Here is a 16,498-nt window from a genome sequence, read left to right on the forward strand (position 1 = left end):
AACAATGGATCAAGTTGTTGATAAGTATGCACTTTTTTGTTTCATAAGCACCAAGAGGTAACTGTGCCCGCATGAGCGAACTGAATTTCCCCATCGACGCCACCGTGCGGCTGGTGGGCGGCAAATGGAAATGCGCGATCCTCTGCCATTTGTCCGAGGACAGCCGGCGCACCGGCGAACTGCGCCGCTTGCTGGGCGGGGTGTCGCAGAAAGTGTTGACCGAGCAACTGCGCGAACTGGAGCGCGACGGCCTGATCGCGCGCACGGTTTACGCGGAAGTGCCGCCGCGGGTGGATTACCGGCTGACCGAGCTGGGCGACACGCTGCGGCCGGTGATAGACGCGATGTGCGCCTGGGGCGCTTTCTATCTGGAGCGGCCGACGGCGGGCGTATAATGCGGGCGCGATAAAACCAGAAAAAGGCTGTCCCGTGAAACTTGCGCCTCTCCTCCTCACCTCCCTGTTGGCCGCGACGGCCGTGAACGCTTGGGCCGCCCCGCTGAAGCTGCGGGTGCTGGAAACCTCCGACGTGCACATGAACCTGCTGGATTACGATTACTACCAGGACAAGCCGACGCAGGACTTCGGCCTGGCGCGCGCGGCGACGCTGATCCGCGCGGCGCGGCAAGAGGCGCGCAACAGCCTGCTGATAGACAACGGCGATCTGTTACAAGGCAATCCGCTGGGCGATCTGGTGGCCAAGGTTCAGCCGCTGCGCGCCGGCGAGGTTCATCCCGCCTACAAAGTGCTCAACTGGCTGGGTTACGACGCCGGCAATATCGGCAACCACGAGTTCAATTACGGCTTGCCCTTTCTGGGTCAGGCGCTGAAGACGGCGGCCTTTCCCTACGTCAACGCCAATGTGGTGGACGCCAAGACCGGCCGGCCGTATTTCCAGCCCTATGTGTTGCTGAAGCGGGAGTTCAAGGACGAGGACGGCCAGCCGCAGACGCTGAACATCGGCGTGATCGGCTTTGTGCCGCCGCAGATCATGCAGTGGGACAAGGCCAATCTGCAGGGCAAGGTGGAGGTGAGGGACATCGTCGACACCGCGCGTCTTTATCTGCCCGAACTCAAGCAGAAGGGCGCCGACATCGTGATCGCGGTGCCGCATTCCGGTTTCGAAAAAGGTGAGAGCGCGCGCTTCGCCGAGAACTCGGTGGCCGGCCTGGCCGAGGTGGCCGGCATCGACGCCATCTTGTTTGGCCACGCTCACGCGGAATTCCCGTCTTCCGCCTTCGCCGGCTATCCCAAGGTGGACCTGGCCGCCGGAACCATCAACGGCGTGCCGGCGGTGATGCCGGGACGCTGGGGCGATCATATCGGCGTGGTGGACCTGGTGCTGGAGCGGGGCGACGGCGGCTGGAAAGTCAGCGGCAAACAGGCCGGCCTGCGCGCCGTCTACGACAAGCAGGCCAAGCGATCGCTGGCGGCCGCCGAGCCCAAGGTGGCCGAGCTGATCGCCGCCGAACACCGCCGGACGCTGGACTATGTGCGCGGCAAGGTGGCGGAAACCCGCGCGCCGATTTACAGCTACTTCGCCCAGGCGGCGGACGACCCCTCGGTGCAGATCGTGGCCGAGGCCCAGGCCTGGTATGTGAAGAACGCGATCAAGGGCACCGAGTACGAAGGCTTGCCGGTGCTGTCCGCCGCCGCGCCGTTCAAGGCCGGCGGCCGCCAGGGCTGGAATTACTACACCGACATCCCGGCCGGTCCGCTGGCGATCCGCAATCTGGCCGATCTCTACATCTATCCCAATACGCTGAAGGCGGTGAAGGTCAGCGGCCGCGAAGTGCGCGAGTGGCTGGAGATGTCGGCCGGGCAGTTCCTGCGCATCGATCCCAAGGGCCCCAAGACCCAGCCGCTGCTGAACCCGGAATTCCGCTCTTACAACTTCGACAGCATCGCCGGCGTCAGCTATGAGATCGACGTCAGCCGGCCGGCGCGCTACGACGCCGACGGCAAGCTGGCGGCGCCGGACAGCCATCGCATCGTCAAGCTGAGCTATCAGGGCAAGCCGATAGACGAGAACGCCGGTTTCCTGGTGGCCACCAACAACTACCGCGCCTCCGGCGGCGGCCACTTCCCCGGCATAGACTCCAGCCGCGTGGTGGTGGATTCGCCGGACGAAAACCGCGCGGCGGTGGCCGCCTATCTGGCCGAGCGCAAGGTGGTGGACCCGGCGGCCAAGCCGGCCTGGCGCATCCTGCCGGTGGCCGGCGTCGCCATGCGCTTCGACACCGGCGCCGGCGCGTTGCGCTATCTGGCGCGCCAGCCGCAGTTCCGCCTGGCGGCGGAGCATGGCGACGGTTCGGTGAGCCTGGAGCTGGTGGAATAAGAGAAAGGTTTAAGAACCTGTTCACGACCTGCTTCGCTGAGGCGGTACAGGGTTAAAAACAAGCTCAAAATGCTCATGTGCCACTCGTACATTCTGTTTTTTCGCTCGTTTTTGCCTTGTCTCGCTCTGGCTCGCGAGACTTTGAACAAGCGCTAAGCCTGTTCTCGCGTATTGCTGTTAGCGATATCGGGAATGGGCGATGCGGCCAGTTCGCCGCGTCGATGCAGCTGGCTGTGGACCTCGGCCGGTTGCAGCGCCTCGCGCAGCCGCGCCAGCGCGGCGTCGATGCGGGCCTGGCCGCACATGAACAGGTCCAGCGCGGCGTAGCCGTGTTCCGGCCAGGTGTGGATGCTGAGGTGGGACTCCATCAGCAGTAGGATGCCGGTGACGCCCTGGGCTTCGCCGAAGTGGTGGACATGGCCGGCCAGCACGGTGGCGCCGGCGGCCTGCGCCGCCTGGCGCAGCGCCTGTTCCACCTGGGCCGGGTCGCAGAGGCGCTGCGGCGGACAGCCGTGAAAATCCGCCAGCAGATGCCGGCCGATCGCCGTCTTCATTTATGGCCGCCGCCGCTGCCCCAGCCGGAGGAGCCGCCGCCGCTACCGCTGCTCCAGCTGCGGGAGCTGGAGCCGCCGCTGTCCATATTGGAAAAGTTGAGCATGGTGGTGATCACGATCACCAGCAGGCAAAACGCTTTATAGAGTCCTGGCGACATCGGCCTTCATTCCTTCTGCTTGAGCGGTATCGCCAGCACGCAGCAGGCGAAGAAGCAAATCAGCAGCCCATCGCCGATATCCTGACCCAGGAAGGCCAGCGGCAGGTTGATCAATAACAGCACCAGGCCGAATTTGACGGCGATGGCCTTCAAATCCTCGCCGTCGTCCTCGGCGGCGGAAAAACCAGGTTCGATCGGCGTGGCGCTGCCAAACCAGCGGCCGACCTCCACCGAGGTGGCCAGGCGGCTGCAGCTCCAGCTCAGTTCCTGCGCGGAGAGTTCGCGCGACAAGCGCTTCTGGCCGCCGGAGATCTGGTATTCGCTGAGCAGCGCTTGATCGCCCAACTGGGCGCGCCAGGGGAAGGCGCCGGCGGCGTAGACGATGCGGGCGGCGTAGTCGGGATAGGCGCGCTGATAGGCCTTGTTGCCCAGCATCGCGTAATCGGCGCGCAAGCTGTCCACCCACACGTCCATCAACTCGCCGATAAACCAGCCGTCGCCGCTTTCCACCAGCCAGCGGAAGCCCTTGTCCACGTTGTAGAGCAGGTATTCGCACCAGCGGCTGTCGGCGTCCTCTTCCTCGGCCCACACCAGCGCGCCGGTCAGCGTCCACGGCAGCTTGTCTATGGTGGCGGTCTTGCCCAGCTCCAGCGTCAGCGGCGCGTCCAGCCGCTGTTGCGCCTTGCTCAGCGCCAGCGCCTGGTCGCCGCTGGCGTCCACCTGGGTGTGGCAGTGGCCGCAGACCAGTTGGGTGGCGGCGCCGGCGCGGTAGCTCAGCGGCGCGGCGCAGGACGGGCATTCCAGCGAGGCGACGCTGCCTTTCAGCTTGCCGGTGGCTTCTTCTATCATCCGCGCATCGCGCAAGCGCTCCATGCGCAGCTGCTGCAGGGTGACGGCGTTGCCGAGGAAAAGCTGAGGCTTTTGCGGGTTGTCGGAGTAATCCAGCGTCAGGAATTGCGCCTGGCGGCGCGCGTCCACCACTTTGGCCTGCCAGCCGGCGCCCACCTGGAAGGGCAGCTCGCCCTCGCCGGCGGTGCATTCGGCGCTGCGAACGTCGGAGATCACGAAATCGGCCTTGCCGTGGCGGAAGACCGCGCCGGGCCGCTGGTGTTCGAAGCCCGCCGCTTGCGGCGCCGCGCCGGCGGCCAGCGTCAGCGTGTACTGGCCGACGCTTTCCGACAGCCAGCCATCGCCGCCGTCGTCGAACAGCACATACCACTCGTTCCACAGGCCGGCGTCGTAGCGCAGCTGGATGCGGCCGACGACGCTGAAGCCGCGGTCCATGTACAGGCCGCAGCTGGTGATTTGCAGCGGCGAGTAATCATTGAGCAGCGCCGCCATCTTGCCGATGTCGCGCACGCTGTCCGCGCTGCGCAGCAGGGTGCTCTGGCAATAGGCGCACACCGCCATGGCGGAGGCTTCGGACTTGAACTCGACATCGGCGCCGCAGGAGGGGCAGGCAATACGGTACATGCGCTAGCTTAACCCACCAGTTTCTTCAGCACGTCGGCCTTGGCCGCGTCGTAATCCGCCTGGGTGATCAGGCCCTGATCCAGCAGGCCCTTGAGCTGGGCCAGCTTGGCTTGCGGATTGTCCGCCGCAGGCGCGGCGGCTGGCGTTGCCGGCGCGGCTTGCGCGGCGGGCGCAGCCTCCGGCTGCACCGCCTGCTGCATGGCCTGGCCCATCAGCTGGCCGACGCCGACGCCGGCCGCCAAGCCGGCGCCCAGGCCGGCGATGCCGCCCTCGTTCTGCGCCGCCAGCGGAATGCTTTCCGCCGCCTGGTAGCGGGTGTATTGGTTGAGATCGCCGGCCATGCCCATGGCGATGCGCTTGTCTATGGCTTTTTGCAGCTCTTCCGGCAGCGAGATGTTCTCCACCGCGAAGCTGTCCAGCTCCAGGCCCAGGCGCTGGAAGACCGGGATCAGCGCTTCGCGGATCTTGTCCGCCATCAGGCCCTGGTTGCCGGCCATGTCGAGGAAGGGCACGCCGCTGCCGCCCAGCACGCTGCTCATGGTGGCCACCACCTGGTTGCGCAGCTGCAACTCCAGATCGTCGCGGCTGTAGCTGTCGCGGGTGCCGCTGACCTCGGTGAAGAACAGGCGCGGATCGGCCACGCGGTAGGAATAGACGCCGAAGGCGCGCAACCGCACCATGCCGAAGTCCTGGTCGCGTATCGTCACCGGCTGGGCGGTGCCCCATTTGCGGCCCAGTTGCAGCCGGGTGCTGAAGAAGTGCACATCGGATTTGAAGGGGGATTCGAACAGCTTGTCCCAGTTCTTCAGATAGGTCAGCACCGGTAGGGTCTGGGTGGTCAGCTTGTACATGCCGGGTTCGAACACGTCGGCGATCTTGCCTTCGTTGATGAACACCGCCGCCTGCGATTCCCGCACCGTCAGGCTGCCGCCGTACTGGATCTCGTTGTCCTGCATCGGATAACGCCAAGCCAGCACGCCGTCTTCCTGTTCCTGCCACTCCAGGATGTCGATGAACTGCTTCTTGATGAAAGACATCAGGCTCATAGTGTCTGCTCCAATTGAAAAGGCGCGGCCGGGTTCAGGACAGGCTGCCGGCGTTGATCAGGCCCACCGCCAGGTGGATGGATCCGGCCAGGATGCCCATCGCCAGATTATTGTCTATCAGCGCGCGGCTCAGGTCCTTCAGGCAGCGCGCTACCACCATGTGGACGACGATCTGCACCAGCATGGCCAACAGCGCCCACAGCATGAAGCTGTTCCAGTTGTTCAGGTGCCAGGCGCTGGAGGCCAGCGTCAGCGAAAAGCCCAGCAGCGCGCCGGCGAAGGACACCGCGGCGGCGTGGCCGTTGTCGCGGATCAGCTTCAGCTCGTCTATCGGGGTGACCCAGCAATAAATCACCGCGAACAGCGCCAACAGCGCGAGGCCGCTGCCCATATAGGTCAGGTAGGCGATCAGGGCGGGCAGGAAGGCGGCAATCATGGTCAGGCGTCCTTTGTCGATGCGGAGCGCGCGCGGCGGCGGGCCGCGGGCTGGGGCATAATGGCGGCTATTTTACCCACAATGACAATCCAATGCGAAATCGCTTGCTGATAGTATCGGTGTTTATCGTGGCCTCCTGCGGGCTGGCTTACGAGCTGATCACCGGCGCGCTGGCCAGTTACTTGCTGGGCGACTCGGTGCTGCAGTTCTCTTCCATCATAGGCTGTTACCTGTTCGCCATGGGCGTGGGCTCCCACCTGTCCAAGTACGTGAAGGACGAGCGGGTGCTGGACGCCTTCATCGAAATCGAGCTGCTGGTCGGCCTGATCGGCGGCGTGTCCGCCGCCGTGTTGTTCCTGGTCTTCGCCTGGGCCGGCGAGCCGTTCCGCCTGGTGCTCTACGGTCTGGTCTTCGTGATCGGGGTGTTGGTGGGCATGGAAATCCCGCTGGTGATGCGGGCGATGAACCAGCGTCAAGCGAGCTTTTCCGAGCTGGTCAGCCAGGTGCTGACTTTCGACTACCTGGGCGCGCTGGCGGTGTCCTTGCTGTTTCCCTTGGTGCTGGCGCCCCGGCTGGGCCTGGCGCGCAGCGCGCTGCTGTTCGGCCTGCTCAACGCCGGCGTGGCCTTATGGGCTTGCCGCGCCTTCCGCCACGAATTGCGCCGGCCAGGCCTGCAAATGGCGCGCAGCGGCGTGGTCTTGCTGCTGTTGATCGGCGGTTTTCTGGCCTCCGATCACCTGACGCGCTGGAGCGAGAAGGCGGTGTACGGAGACGAGATCATCCACGCCGAGACCACGCCCTACCAGCGTTTGGTAATCACCAAGTGGAAGAGCGATCTGCGGCTCTACATCAACGGCAATCTGCAATTCTCCAGCCGCGACGAACACCGCTACCACGAGGCGCTGGTGCATCCGGTGCTGGCCAAGCTGCCGTGGGCGCGCAATGTGCTGGTGTTGGGCGGCGGCGACGGTCTGGCGGTGCGCGAGATGCTCAAATACCGCAATATCCAGCGCATCACCCTGGTGGATCTGGACCCGGCGATGACCCGGCTGTTCAGCCGCTCCGAGCCGCTGCGCGCCTTGAACCAGGGCTCTTTGACCGATCCGCGCGTCACCGTGGTCAACGACGACGCCGCGCGCTGGCTGGAGCAGGACCATGGCAGTTTCGACGCCGTCATCGTCGATTTCCCGGACCCGTCCAATTTCGCCTTGGGCAAATTGTATTCGGTGCCGCTGTACCGGCTGCTGGCGCGCCACCTGGCGGAAAACGGCCTGGCGGTGGTGCAGTCCACCTCGCCCATGCACGCGCCGCGCTCGTTCTGGAGCGTGGACGCCACCTTGCGCGCCGCCGGCCTGCACACCACGCCCTACCACGCCTATGTGCCGTCCTTCGGCGAATGGGGCTTCATCATCGCCTCCAAGAAGCCGGGCTACACGCCGCCGGAACGCTATACGGTGCCGCTGCGTTTCCTGGACAAGGAGGCCACGCGACAGATGTTCTTTTTCCCGCCCGACATGCCGCGTTGGAAGGTGCTGCCCAATGAGCTGAACAATCAGCAATTGGTGCACTACTTCGAGCAGGACTGGTCGCAGGTGCTGCGCTGATGCGCCGCCGCGAGGTCTTGCAACTGGCGGCGGCGCTGGCCGGCCTGCCCCTGTTGTCCGGCTGCGAACGGGTGATGTGGCTGGGCCTGCCCTTGCGCTTGAACCGGCCGGGCATGGCCGCCGGCCACCGGCTGCGCGGCGGCATGAGACCGCCGCTGCCGCGCGAAACGCGCCGCTGCCGCGTCGCCATCGTCGGCAGCGGCGTGGCCGGCCTGTTCGCCGCCTGGCGGCTGCGCAAGGAGGGCTTCGACGACGTGGTGGTGCTGGACGGGCCGGAGCCGGACGGCAACGCCGCGGCCGGCGCTTTCGGCGGCTATCGCTATCCCACCGGCGCCCACTATCTGCCGCTGCCGTCGATGGAGTCGCGCCATGTGCGCGAACTGTTGGCCGAGATGGGGGTGATCGAGGCCGATCCCTACGGCGCGCGGCCGCGTTTCGACGAGCGCGCGACCGTGCACGCGCCGGACGAGCGGCTGTGGGTAAACGGCCAGTGGCAGGAAGGCTTGCTGCCCCGGCTGGGCATGGGCGCGGACGAGTTGGCGCAGCAGCGGCGTTTTCTCGCCCAGACCGCCGCCTGGCGCGAACAGCGCGGCCGCGACGGCCGCCGCGTGTTCTGCGTGCCGCTGGCGCTGTCCTCGCAAGACCCGGCCTGGACCGCGTTGGACAGGCTGAGCTTCGCCGACTGGCTGCGCGCCAACGGCTACACCGCGCCCGGCCTGCTGTGGTATCTGGACTACTGCTGCCGCGACGATTACGGCAGCGCGCTGGCCGCCACTTCGGCCTGGGCCGGCCTGCATTATTTCTGCAGCCGCGGCGGCCAGGCGGCCAATGCCGAAGAGGGCGCGGTGCTGACCTGGCCGGACGGGCTCAACCCGCTGATCCGCCATCTGCGCGCCCGCATCGGCGCCGAGCGGCAATGGCCGGGCGTGGCCTGGCGGGCGGCGCCGGCCGGCGCCGGCATGGCGGTGGACTATCTGGACGCGGCCGGCGTGAGCCGGCGCCTGCTGGCCGAACGGGTGATCCTGGCGACGCCGCTGCATGTCAGTCTGCATCTGAGCGAGCAGTTGCCGGAACTGGGCTTCGAGCGCCGCCACCTGCCGCCGCGCGCGCCGTGGCTGATAGGCAACTTCCTGATCGACCGTTTCCCGGCGGAGCCGGCCGCCGCGCCGCTGGCCTGGGATAATGTGGTGTACGGCAGCCGCGGCCTGGGCTATGTGGTATCCACCCACCAGCTGATCCGCGCGGCCAAGCCGGAGCAGAGCGTGTTCACCACTTACCACGCCTTCGCCGACCCGGCGCCGGCGGATGCGCGTAAAATGCTGGAGGCCGCCAGCGCCGAGGACCTGTTCGCCACCGCCGCCGCCGATTTGCGGACCGTCTACGGCTGGCGTTTCCGCCAGTCGCTGTTGCAGGTGGAACTGACCGCGCGCGGCCACGCGATGGCCAGTCCGGCGCCGGGCTTTCTGTCCAACCCCGGCTTGCGCGCCTTGCGCGAGGCCGACGGCCCGCTCTTGTTCGCCCATTCCGATCTCAGCGGTCTGTCGCTGTTCGAGGAGGCCGCGTGGTGGGGGGAGCAGGCGGCCTTGAAGGTGCTTGGCGTATGAGAACCTGTTCATAGTCTGCCGCGCGTCGGCGATACGGCGTTGAAGCGGTCTTCGAAATGCTCATGTACCACGTGTACATTCCGCTTTCTCAGCCGCAACGCCCTGTCTCGCTCGCGAGCTTTTGAACAGGCTCTGGGGCGGCAAGCGCCTGATGTTCCACGTGAAACCCGGATTGAACGATGACCGAAGCCCTGATTGCTACTGAAAAACTCACCGCCGCATTGCAGCGTTTTGCCGATGAACGCGATTGGAACCGCTACCACACGCCGCGCGGCCTGATGCTGGCGCTGGTGGGCGAGGTGGGTGAACTGGCGGAAATCTTCCAATGGCTGAGCGACGAGGAAGCCGCCGCGCTGCGCGACGATCCGGTGCGCTTCACCCATCTGCAGGAGGAAATCGCCGATGTGCTGCTCTACCTGACGCGGCTGGCGATGGTGACGGGAGTGGACCTGGACGCGGCGGTACGCGACAAAATGGCCAAGAACGCCGTCAAATACCCTGTGCCAACGGCCGGCTGAGCGTATGGCATGAAAACGGCTAAGCTGAGGCCACGGTACGCGAGTGCATGACGCGGCCAGCTTCTATAGTGGATTCAATCAATAGCTGGAATGCATAGATGTCCGAGCAAATCCACCGCCTGCGCCAGATGCTGGAGCAGGCGGAAACCATTGTGGCGCTGACCGGCGCCGGCATGAGCACCGAATCCGGCATCCCGGACTTCCGCTCCGCCAACGGCCTGTGGTCGCGCAGCATGAGCCTGGCCGAAGTGGTGTCCATCGATTATTTTCGTCGCGATCCGGAGGCGTTCTGGCAGGCGTTTCGCGAGATCTTCCGCATCAAGTTGATTGGCGATTACCGGCCCAACGCCGGCCATCAGTTTCTGGCGGAATTGGAGCAGCAGGGCAAGCGGGTGACGGTGCTGACCCAGAACATAGACGGCCTGCACGCGCGCGCCGGCAGCGGCCAGGTGCTGGAATTGCACGGCAGCTTGCTGACCGCCAGCTGCCCCAGCTGCGACACCACTCACGCGCTGGACTACGTGCTGCATCACCCGCTGCCGGTCTGCCGGCTGTGTCACGACGTGCTCAAGCCCGACGTGGTGCTGTACGGGGAGGCGGTGCCCTTGATCGAGCTGGCCTTCGACGCCGCCTTGCAGGCGGACCTGCTGCTGGTGATGGGCTCGTCGTTGGAGGTGTCGCCGGTCAATCTGATCCCGCTGGAGGCGGCGCAGGCCGGCGTGGCCACCGCCTTGATCAATTACACGCCCACGCGCATGGACCACGCTTTCGACCTGCGCATTCTGGGCGGCATCGGGGAGACCTGCCGCGCCTTGTCCGACGCTTGAGAGGCGGCGCAGGGCCCGCCGCGCGTCGGCTCGCGGGACTTTGAACCGGTGCTAAAAAACGACGAGGCGGTTTCGCATTTAAAATTCATTTGGTATTTCTGTGGCAAACTCCTATCTTTAAACATGTTGCAAAACCGTTCAAAAGGGGAATTTACAAATGGATGCCATTAACTGGACTCACTGGACCGATCTGGCGGTGAAGATCGGCCTCAATATCTTGTCGGCCATCTTGCTGTGGCTGGTGGGCCGCTGGCTGATCAATTTCGCCACCCGGCTGCTGGACGCCAAGCTGGCCAGCAAGTCGCTGGACCACACCATCCGCCAGTACGTGAAGTCCTTCCTGGACGTGACGCTGACCATTGTGCTGGTGATCGGCATCCTCGGTTTCTTCGGGGTGCAGACCACCACCTTCGCCGCGGTGATCGCGGCCGCCGGCGTGGCGGTGGGCATGGCCTGGAGCGGACTGCTGGCCAATTTCGCCGCCGGCATCTTCCTGGTGGTGTTGCGGCCGTTCAAAGTGGGCGATCTGGTGGGCGTGGCCGGCGTGATCGGCACGGTCAAGCACATCGGCTTGTTCGCCACCGCAGTGGACACGCCGGACGGGGTGCTGACCCTGATCGGCAACAACAAGATCTTCTCCGACACCATCCAGAACTTCAGCGTCAACGAACAGCGGCGGGTGGATTTGAAAGCCCAGTTGGCCGCCAGCGCCGATCACGCCGCGGCGATGAGCTTGCTGCGGGAGACGGTGGCCAAGGTGCCCAATGTGCTGGCCAGCCCGGCGCCGGACATCGGCCTGCTGGAGTTCACGCCCTTGGGACCGGTGTTGGCGGTGCGGCCTTATTGCAAGCCGCAGGATTACTGGCAGGTGTATTTCGACAGCAACCGCGTGATTCGCGAGACCCTGGCCGCCGGCGGCTTCCCGGCGCCGGAGCAGGCGATGGTGGTGCGTCAGAGCTGAGCGCCGCGGGCGCTGGACAACAATAACGGGGCCGCTGGCCCCGTTTTGCTGCGTGTTGGCCGGTTTAGCGGACGTCGTTCCGCCGCGCGAACTCGTCCATCTGCTGCTTGAGCTCGGGCATCAAGCGCTGGCCGATGTCCTTCATCAGCACCGGACCGATTTCCGCCGTGATCTTGGGCATCAGCCGCAGCATCTTGCTGCCGGTGGGGGTCTGATAGAAAGCGCTCATCTCGCGGATCTCGGCGACGCTGAAATTCTTGCTCAGCGCCTGGACCTGCACTTCGTTCATCAATTTGCGGGTTTCGGGGGAGTGGAAATAGGCTTGCTGGGTTTTCATCACCTGCTGCAGAAAAGCGCCGACCTTGCTTTTGCAGTCCGGCGTTTCCGCGCAGTTTGGCAGGTTTTGCCACAGCTGCTGCTCCATTTGCTGCTGCATGGAGGCTTCCATCTGTTGCATCGTTTGCGCGATGATCTCGTCGTAACGCATCGCCCGCAGCAGGGCTTTGGCGGCGGCGACGCTGTCTTCGGCGGCGAACGCTGGGCCGGCGTGGAACAGCGCGGCGCACAGGCTGGCGGCGAGAAGGGGCTTAAGGCGCATGGTCGTTTCTCTTGTTGGAATAAACGACCATGCTGATGGCTTAGAAGGTTGGCGTCAATTGAGTGGGGTCTCGCTCAAGAGGCCGGCGGGAAATCTCCCAGGTCCTCGCAGCGCTCCACCAGCAGGCTGTCCGGGCTGGCGTTGGGGATGTAGACCTGGTTGACCGGCGAGGGCGGATAGTTGGCGTCCGGCGCGCAATCGGCGCTCTGGCCCGGACCCACCGCCACCTGGGCGCCCACTTTCAATTGGCAGCGCACCATGCGGTTGAGCTGGCTCCAGCTGGGGCAGATGGCGTTGGCGGCGCGGTAGGCGGCCACCGGCCCTTGCGGCTGGCTGAACGACCACCAGCGGCCCAGCCGCGAATTGGCCTTGGCGCTGTCGTACACGCGGTAGACCGTCACGGTTTGATCCGCCGGCTCCTGGCGCCGTACCTGGCCGGCGCACAGGCCGCCTTTGCCGGGCTGGCCCAATGCGCTGTTCAGCAGATCGGGATTGTCCACCGCGGCCATGCCGGGCAGGGCTGGCTGGGTCAGGCCGGCGCAGCGGTCGCTGCCGGGCGTGGACGCGCAGCCCAATAGCAGCGCGCAGGCGGAGGCGAGCAGCCAGTGGCGACAGTTCAGGGACATATGGGGTCTCCTATGCGGACAAGCTTGGGATGGGACGGCGCGAGAGTGCGCCAGTCTTGAGGCTAGGAAATGCTTTTGGCATTTTCAATGCGAGCAGGGCGCGACCGGCAGAAAGAATGGGTAAAAAAAGGGCGTCGACCTTGGTCGACGCCCGCAAGCTGTAGGAACACTCGGGTACTACGTTTACAGCAACTTCAATCTGTTCAACTTAGGCCACCTGGCGGTTTTTGCCCCCCGGCTTCAACTCGTTCAGCAGCTGCGTTTGCTTGCTCTTGGCCTGCTGGTAGTTGCGCTCCTTGATGTGGCCGAAGCCGCGCACGCCTTCCCAGGTTTTCACCAGCTCCACCGCGCGCGGCAGCGCGTCCAGCGTCAGACCGCCCAGCAAGGCGTCCACCTGTTGTTCAAACTCGCCGATCAGCCTGCGTTCCAGCTTGCGGTCGGCCTGCCAAGCGAACGGGTCCAGCAGGGTGCCGCGCAGGAAGCGCAGCTTGGCCAGCCACTTCATGCCGGTCAGCAGCCAGGGGCCGAAAGCCACTTTGCGCGGCTGGCCGCCGGTGATCCAGCCGGCGCCGATGTGGAAGCGCAGCTGGTAATCGCCGTCGAACTGCTGCGCCAGCTCACGCTGGAAGCCGCCGTCGGTGTAGAGCCGGGCCACTTCGAACTCGTCCTTGTAGGCCAGCACATGGTAGTAGTTCTTGGCCACCGCCAGCGTCAGCGCGCTGCTGGCCGGGTTCAGCGCTTCCTCGGCCTGGCGCACGCGGCCGACCAGCGCCTTGTAGCGTTCGGCCAGCGCCGCGTTCTGGTAGGCGGTCAGCGCGCTGGCGCGATGGTGCAGCACCGCGTCCGGCGTTTCACGTGGAACGAAGGCCACCACAGCCGACGGGCTGACCAGCGCTTCGATGCGCGCCGGATCATGGGCGGCGTGGCGGCCCCAGCTGAAGGCGTCCTGATTGAACTTGACCGCGGCGCCGTTCAGGCGCACCGCCTCCATGATGGCTTCCAGCGTCACCGGCACCAAACCCTTTTGCCAGGCGTAGCCCAGCATGAACATATTGCTGGCGATGGCGTCGCCCAGCAGGGAGGTGGCCAGCCGGGTGGCGTTGACCTCGCTGTAGCGGCCGGCGCCCACCGATTCGACGACGGCGTCCTTCATCGCCTTGCTGGGGAAGCGCACGTCCGGGTTTTTCAGGAAGGCGCTGGTCGGCGATTCGTAGTTGTTGACGATGGCGTGGCTGAAGCCGTCGCGCATCTTGGCCAGCGCCTCCTCGGCGGCGGTGACCACCAGATCGCAGCCCAGCACCAGGTTGGCGTCGCCGGCGGCGATGCGCACCGCGTGCAGCTTGTCCTGGCTATCGGCGATGCGCACATGCGACCACACCGAACCGCCTTTCTGCGCCAGGCCGGCCATGTCCAGCACGGTGACGCCCTTGCGGTCCAGATAGGCGGCCATGCCCAGTACCTGGCCTATGGTGACCACGCCGGTGCCGCCGACGCCGGTGACCATGATGCTGAACGGTTCGTGGAGTTGCGGAATCGTCGGCTCCGGCAGCGCCGGCATCGCGCCCAGGCTGGCGCTGCTGCCGGCGGATTTCTTCAGCTGGCCGCCTTCCACGGTGACGAAGCTGGGGCAGAAGCCCTCTACGCAGGAGTAATCCTTATTGCAGCTGGACTGGTCGATCTTGCGTTTGCGGCCCAGCGGGGTTTCCACCGGCAACACCGACAGACAGCCGGATTTCTGGCCGCAATCGCCGCAGCCTTCGCAGACCTGCTGGTTGATGAAGGCGCGCTTGGCCGGGTCGGGGTAGTCGCCGCGTTTGCGGCGGCGGCGTTTCTCGGCGGCGCAGGTCTGATCGTGGATCAGGATGGTGGTGCCTTCGACTTCGCGCAGTTCTTTTTGTAGCCGGTCCAGTTCGCGGCGGTGGAAGACTTCCACGTCGGCCGCCAGGCCCTGGACGTTCTGGTATTTGTCCGGATCGTCGCTGGTGATCACGATGCGCTTGATGCCCTCGGCCGCCAGCTGGCGGGTGATCATGGGCACGTCCAGATAGCCGTCCACGTGCTGGCCGCCGGTCATTGCCACCGCGTCGTTGTACAGGATCTTGTAGGTGATGTTGACCTTGGCGGCCACGGCGGCGCGGATGGCCAGCAGGCCGGAGTGGAAGTAGGTGCCGTCGCCCAGATTGGTGAAGATGTGCTTGGTGTGGGTGAACGGCGCCTGGCCCACCCAGGTGATGCCTTCGCCGCCCATCTGGGTGAAGGTCTTGGTGCTGTCGGCCTGAATCCAGTGCGCCATATAGTGGCAGCCGATGCCGGCGACGGCGCGGCTGCCTTCCGGCACCTTGGTGCTGGTGTTGTGCGGACAGCCGGAGCAGTAGTGGGGCACGCGGGCGATGGACTCGCGCGGTTTGACCAGCTGGGCTTCCTTGTCGTCGTAGAACTTCAGCCTGTCGTGGATGATGGGGCTGTCGAAGATCAGCGCCAGCCGGCCGGCGATGGCGCGGGCGATCATCGCCGGGGTCAGCTCGCCGGCGGCCGGCAGTAGCCAGTCGCCGTGCGGCAGCGCCCATTCGCCTTTTTCGGCGAACTTGCCCACCACGCGCGGGCGCACGTCGTCGCGCCAGTTGTACAGCTGCTCTTTCAACTGGTATTCGATGATCTGGCGTTTTTCCTCCACCACCAGGATCTCTTCCAGGCCTTCTGCGAACTGGCGTACGCCTTCCGGCTCCAGAGGCCAGACCATGCCCACCTTGAAGATGCGCAGGCCGATGTCGGCGGCCAGCGCCTCGTCTATGCCCAGATCGTCCAGCGCCTGCATCACGTCCAGATAGCTTTTGCCACAGGTGATGATGCCCAGCCGCGGCTTGGGGGAATCCAGCGTGATGTGGTTCAGCTTGTTTGCGCGGGCATAGGCCAGCGCCGCGTACAGGCGGTGGTGCAGCACGCGTTTTTCCTGCGCCAGCGGCGCGTCCGGCCAGCGGATGTTGAGGCCGTCCTCGGGCAAGGGGAAGTCTTCCGGAATCTTGAACTGCAGCCGTTCCGGGGAGATGTCGACGATGGCGGAGCTTTCAATGGTGTCGGAGATCGCCTTGATCGACACCCAACAGCCGGAATAGCGGCTCATCGCCCAGCCGTGCAGGCCGTAGTCCAGGATTTCCTGCACCCCGGACGGGCTGAGCACTGGAATCATGCTGGCGGCGAGGATGTGGTCGGATTGATGCGGGAAGGTGGACGACTTGGCCGCGTGGTCGTCGCCGGCCACCAGCAGCACGCCGCCGTGGCGGCTGGTGCCGGCGGCGTTGCCGTGCTTGAGCACGTCGCCGGAGCGGTCCACGCCCGGACCCTTGCCGTACCACAGCGCGTAGACGCCGTCGTATTTGGGGCCGTCGAACATATTCACCTGCTGGGTGCCCCAGACCGCGGTGGCGGCCAGGTCCTCGTTGAGGCCGGGATGGAACACCACATTGTGTTCCTTCAGGTATTTGCCGGCCTTCTGCATGGTCTGGTCGACATTGCCCAGCGGGGAGCCGCGGTAGCCGGTGACGTAGCCGGCGGTATTGAGCCCGGCGGCGCGGTCCAGTTGTTGTTGCAGCATGGGCAGGCGCACCAGCGCCTGAATCCCGGTCATCAGCACCTGGCCGGTGGGGGCCGTGTATTTTTCTTCCAGGTCTGCGTGGCGGATCGACATGGTTTCTCCTCCTGTCATTCTCGGGCGCGTCCGCCGCGCGGCGGACGTCCCATCGCTTGTGGCGATGGGGC

At 65.5% G+C, this 16,498-nt stretch carries 15 protein-coding genes; 7 read left to right on the plus strand and 8 right to left on the minus strand.

Annotated elements, in window-relative coordinates:
- Window positions 1-71: 71 nt before the first annotated feature.
- Together HQN78_RS19090 and HQN78_RS19095 are read left to right on the plus strand one after the other, a co-directional pair.
- Window positions 72-395, plus strand: a complete 324-nt coding sequence (locus HQN78_RS19090) for a helix-turn-helix domain-containing protein (protein WP_107801315.1) — start codon at window positions 72-74, stop codon at window positions 393-395.
- A 34-nt stretch (window positions 396-429) separates the two neighbouring features.
- Window positions 430-2,337 carry a bifunctional 2',3'-cyclic-nucleotide 2'-phosphodiesterase/3'-nucleotidase gene (locus HQN78_RS19095; RefSeq protein ID WP_255701175.1) on the plus strand — a complete coding sequence of 636 codons (1,908 nt, stop codon included), beginning with the start codon at window positions 430-432 and terminating at the stop codon, window positions 2,335-2,337.
- A gap of 152 nt (window positions 2,338-2,489) precedes the next feature.
- Here HQN78_RS19095 and speD read toward each other — a convergent pair whose 3' ends face one another.
- The 5 genes from speD to HQN78_RS19120 are packed head-to-tail and all read right to left on the minus strand — an operon-like array spanning window position 2,490 to window position 6,004.
- On the minus strand, window positions 2,490-2,891 hold the full coding sequence (speD, locus tag HQN78_RS19100; RefSeq protein ID WP_235085591.1) for an adenosylmethionine decarboxylase: 402 nt from the start codon (window positions 2,889-2,891) through the stop codon (window positions 2,490-2,492).
- A complete protein-coding gene (locus tag HQN78_RS19105) occupies window positions 2,888-3,049 on the minus strand; it encodes a hypothetical protein (protein WP_235085593.1) in 162 nt (53 codons plus the stop codon). The genes speD and HQN78_RS19105 overlap by 4 nt, the downstream gene beginning before the upstream one ends.
- Window positions 3,050-3,055: 6 nt before the next feature.
- Entirely contained in the window at window positions 3,056-4,522 is a 1,467-nt protein-coding gene (locus tag HQN78_RS19110; RefSeq protein WP_235085595.1) for a DUF4178 domain-containing protein, read from the minus strand.
- An 8-nt stretch (window positions 4,523-4,530) separates the two neighbouring features.
- Window positions 4,531-5,562, minus strand: a complete 1,032-nt coding sequence (locus HQN78_RS19115) for an SPFH domain-containing protein (protein ID WP_370646615.1) — start codon at window positions 5,560-5,562, stop codon at window positions 4,531-4,533.
- 40 nt (window positions 5,563-5,602) lie between these two features.
- Window positions 5,603-6,004 (minus strand): DUF350 domain-containing protein, encoded by a 402-nt coding sequence (locus tag HQN78_RS19120; protein ID WP_235085601.1) that lies wholly within the window; start codon window positions 6,002-6,004, stop codon window positions 5,603-5,605.
- A gap of 92 nt (window positions 6,005-6,096) precedes the next feature.
- Between HQN78_RS19120 and HQN78_RS19125 the strand changes: the two genes are divergently transcribed.
- The 5 genes from HQN78_RS19125 (at window position 6,097) to HQN78_RS19145 (ending at window position 11,518) form a co-directional block, all read left to right on the plus strand.
- Window positions 6,097-7,608: a polyamine aminopropyltransferase gene (locus HQN78_RS19125; RefSeq protein ID WP_235085604.1), complete on the plus strand. Its 1,512-nt coding sequence runs from the start codon at window positions 6,097-6,099 to the stop codon at window positions 7,606-7,608.
- Entirely contained in the window at window positions 7,608-9,212 is a 1,605-nt protein-coding gene (locus HQN78_RS19130; RefSeq protein WP_235085606.1) for an NAD(P)/FAD-dependent oxidoreductase, read from the plus strand. Before HQN78_RS19125 ends, HQN78_RS19130 begins: the two co-directional genes overlap by 1 nt.
- A 179-nt stretch (window positions 9,213-9,391) precedes the next feature.
- Window positions 9,392-9,730: a nucleotide pyrophosphohydrolase gene (locus HQN78_RS19135; RefSeq protein ID WP_235085608.1), complete on the plus strand. Its 339-nt coding sequence runs from the start codon at window positions 9,392-9,394 to the stop codon at window positions 9,728-9,730.
- A 98-nt stretch (window positions 9,731-9,828) separates the two neighbouring features.
- A complete protein-coding gene (locus HQN78_RS19140) occupies window positions 9,829-10,557 on the plus strand; it encodes an NAD-dependent protein deacylase (protein ID WP_107801312.1) in 729 nt (242 codons plus the stop codon).
- A 157-nt stretch (window positions 10,558-10,714) separates the two neighbouring features.
- Window positions 10,715-11,518 (plus strand): mechanosensitive ion channel family protein, encoded by an 804-nt coding sequence (locus tag HQN78_RS19145; protein ID WP_107801311.1) that lies wholly within the window; start codon window positions 10,715-10,717, stop codon window positions 11,516-11,518.
- 64 nt (window positions 11,519-11,582) lie between these two features.
- Here HQN78_RS19145 and HQN78_RS19150 read toward each other — a convergent pair whose 3' ends face one another.
- From HQN78_RS19150 to HQN78_RS19160, 3 genes are all read right to left on the minus strand, one after another.
- Window positions 11,583-12,116, minus strand: coding sequence for a DUF2059 domain-containing protein (locus HQN78_RS19150; protein WP_235085611.1), 534 nt, complete (start codon window positions 12,114-12,116; stop codon window positions 11,583-11,585).
- Window positions 12,117-12,190: 74 nt separating this feature from the next.
- Entirely contained in the window at window positions 12,191-12,742 is a 552-nt protein-coding gene (locus HQN78_RS19155) for a hypothetical protein (RefSeq protein WP_107801309.1), read from the minus strand.
- Between the two features lie 208 nt (window positions 12,743-12,950).
- Window positions 12,951-16,427, minus strand: a complete 3,477-nt coding sequence (locus HQN78_RS19160; protein WP_235085613.1) for an indolepyruvate ferredoxin oxidoreductase family protein — start codon at window positions 16,425-16,427, stop codon at window positions 12,951-12,953.
- Between the last annotated feature and the right edge of the window lie 71 nt (window positions 16,428-16,498).

The sequence above is a fragment of the Chromobacterium sp. Beijing genome, assembly GCF_021496765.1.
Classification (GTDB): domain Bacteria; phylum Pseudomonadota; class Gammaproteobacteria; order Burkholderiales; family Chromobacteriaceae; genus Chromobacterium.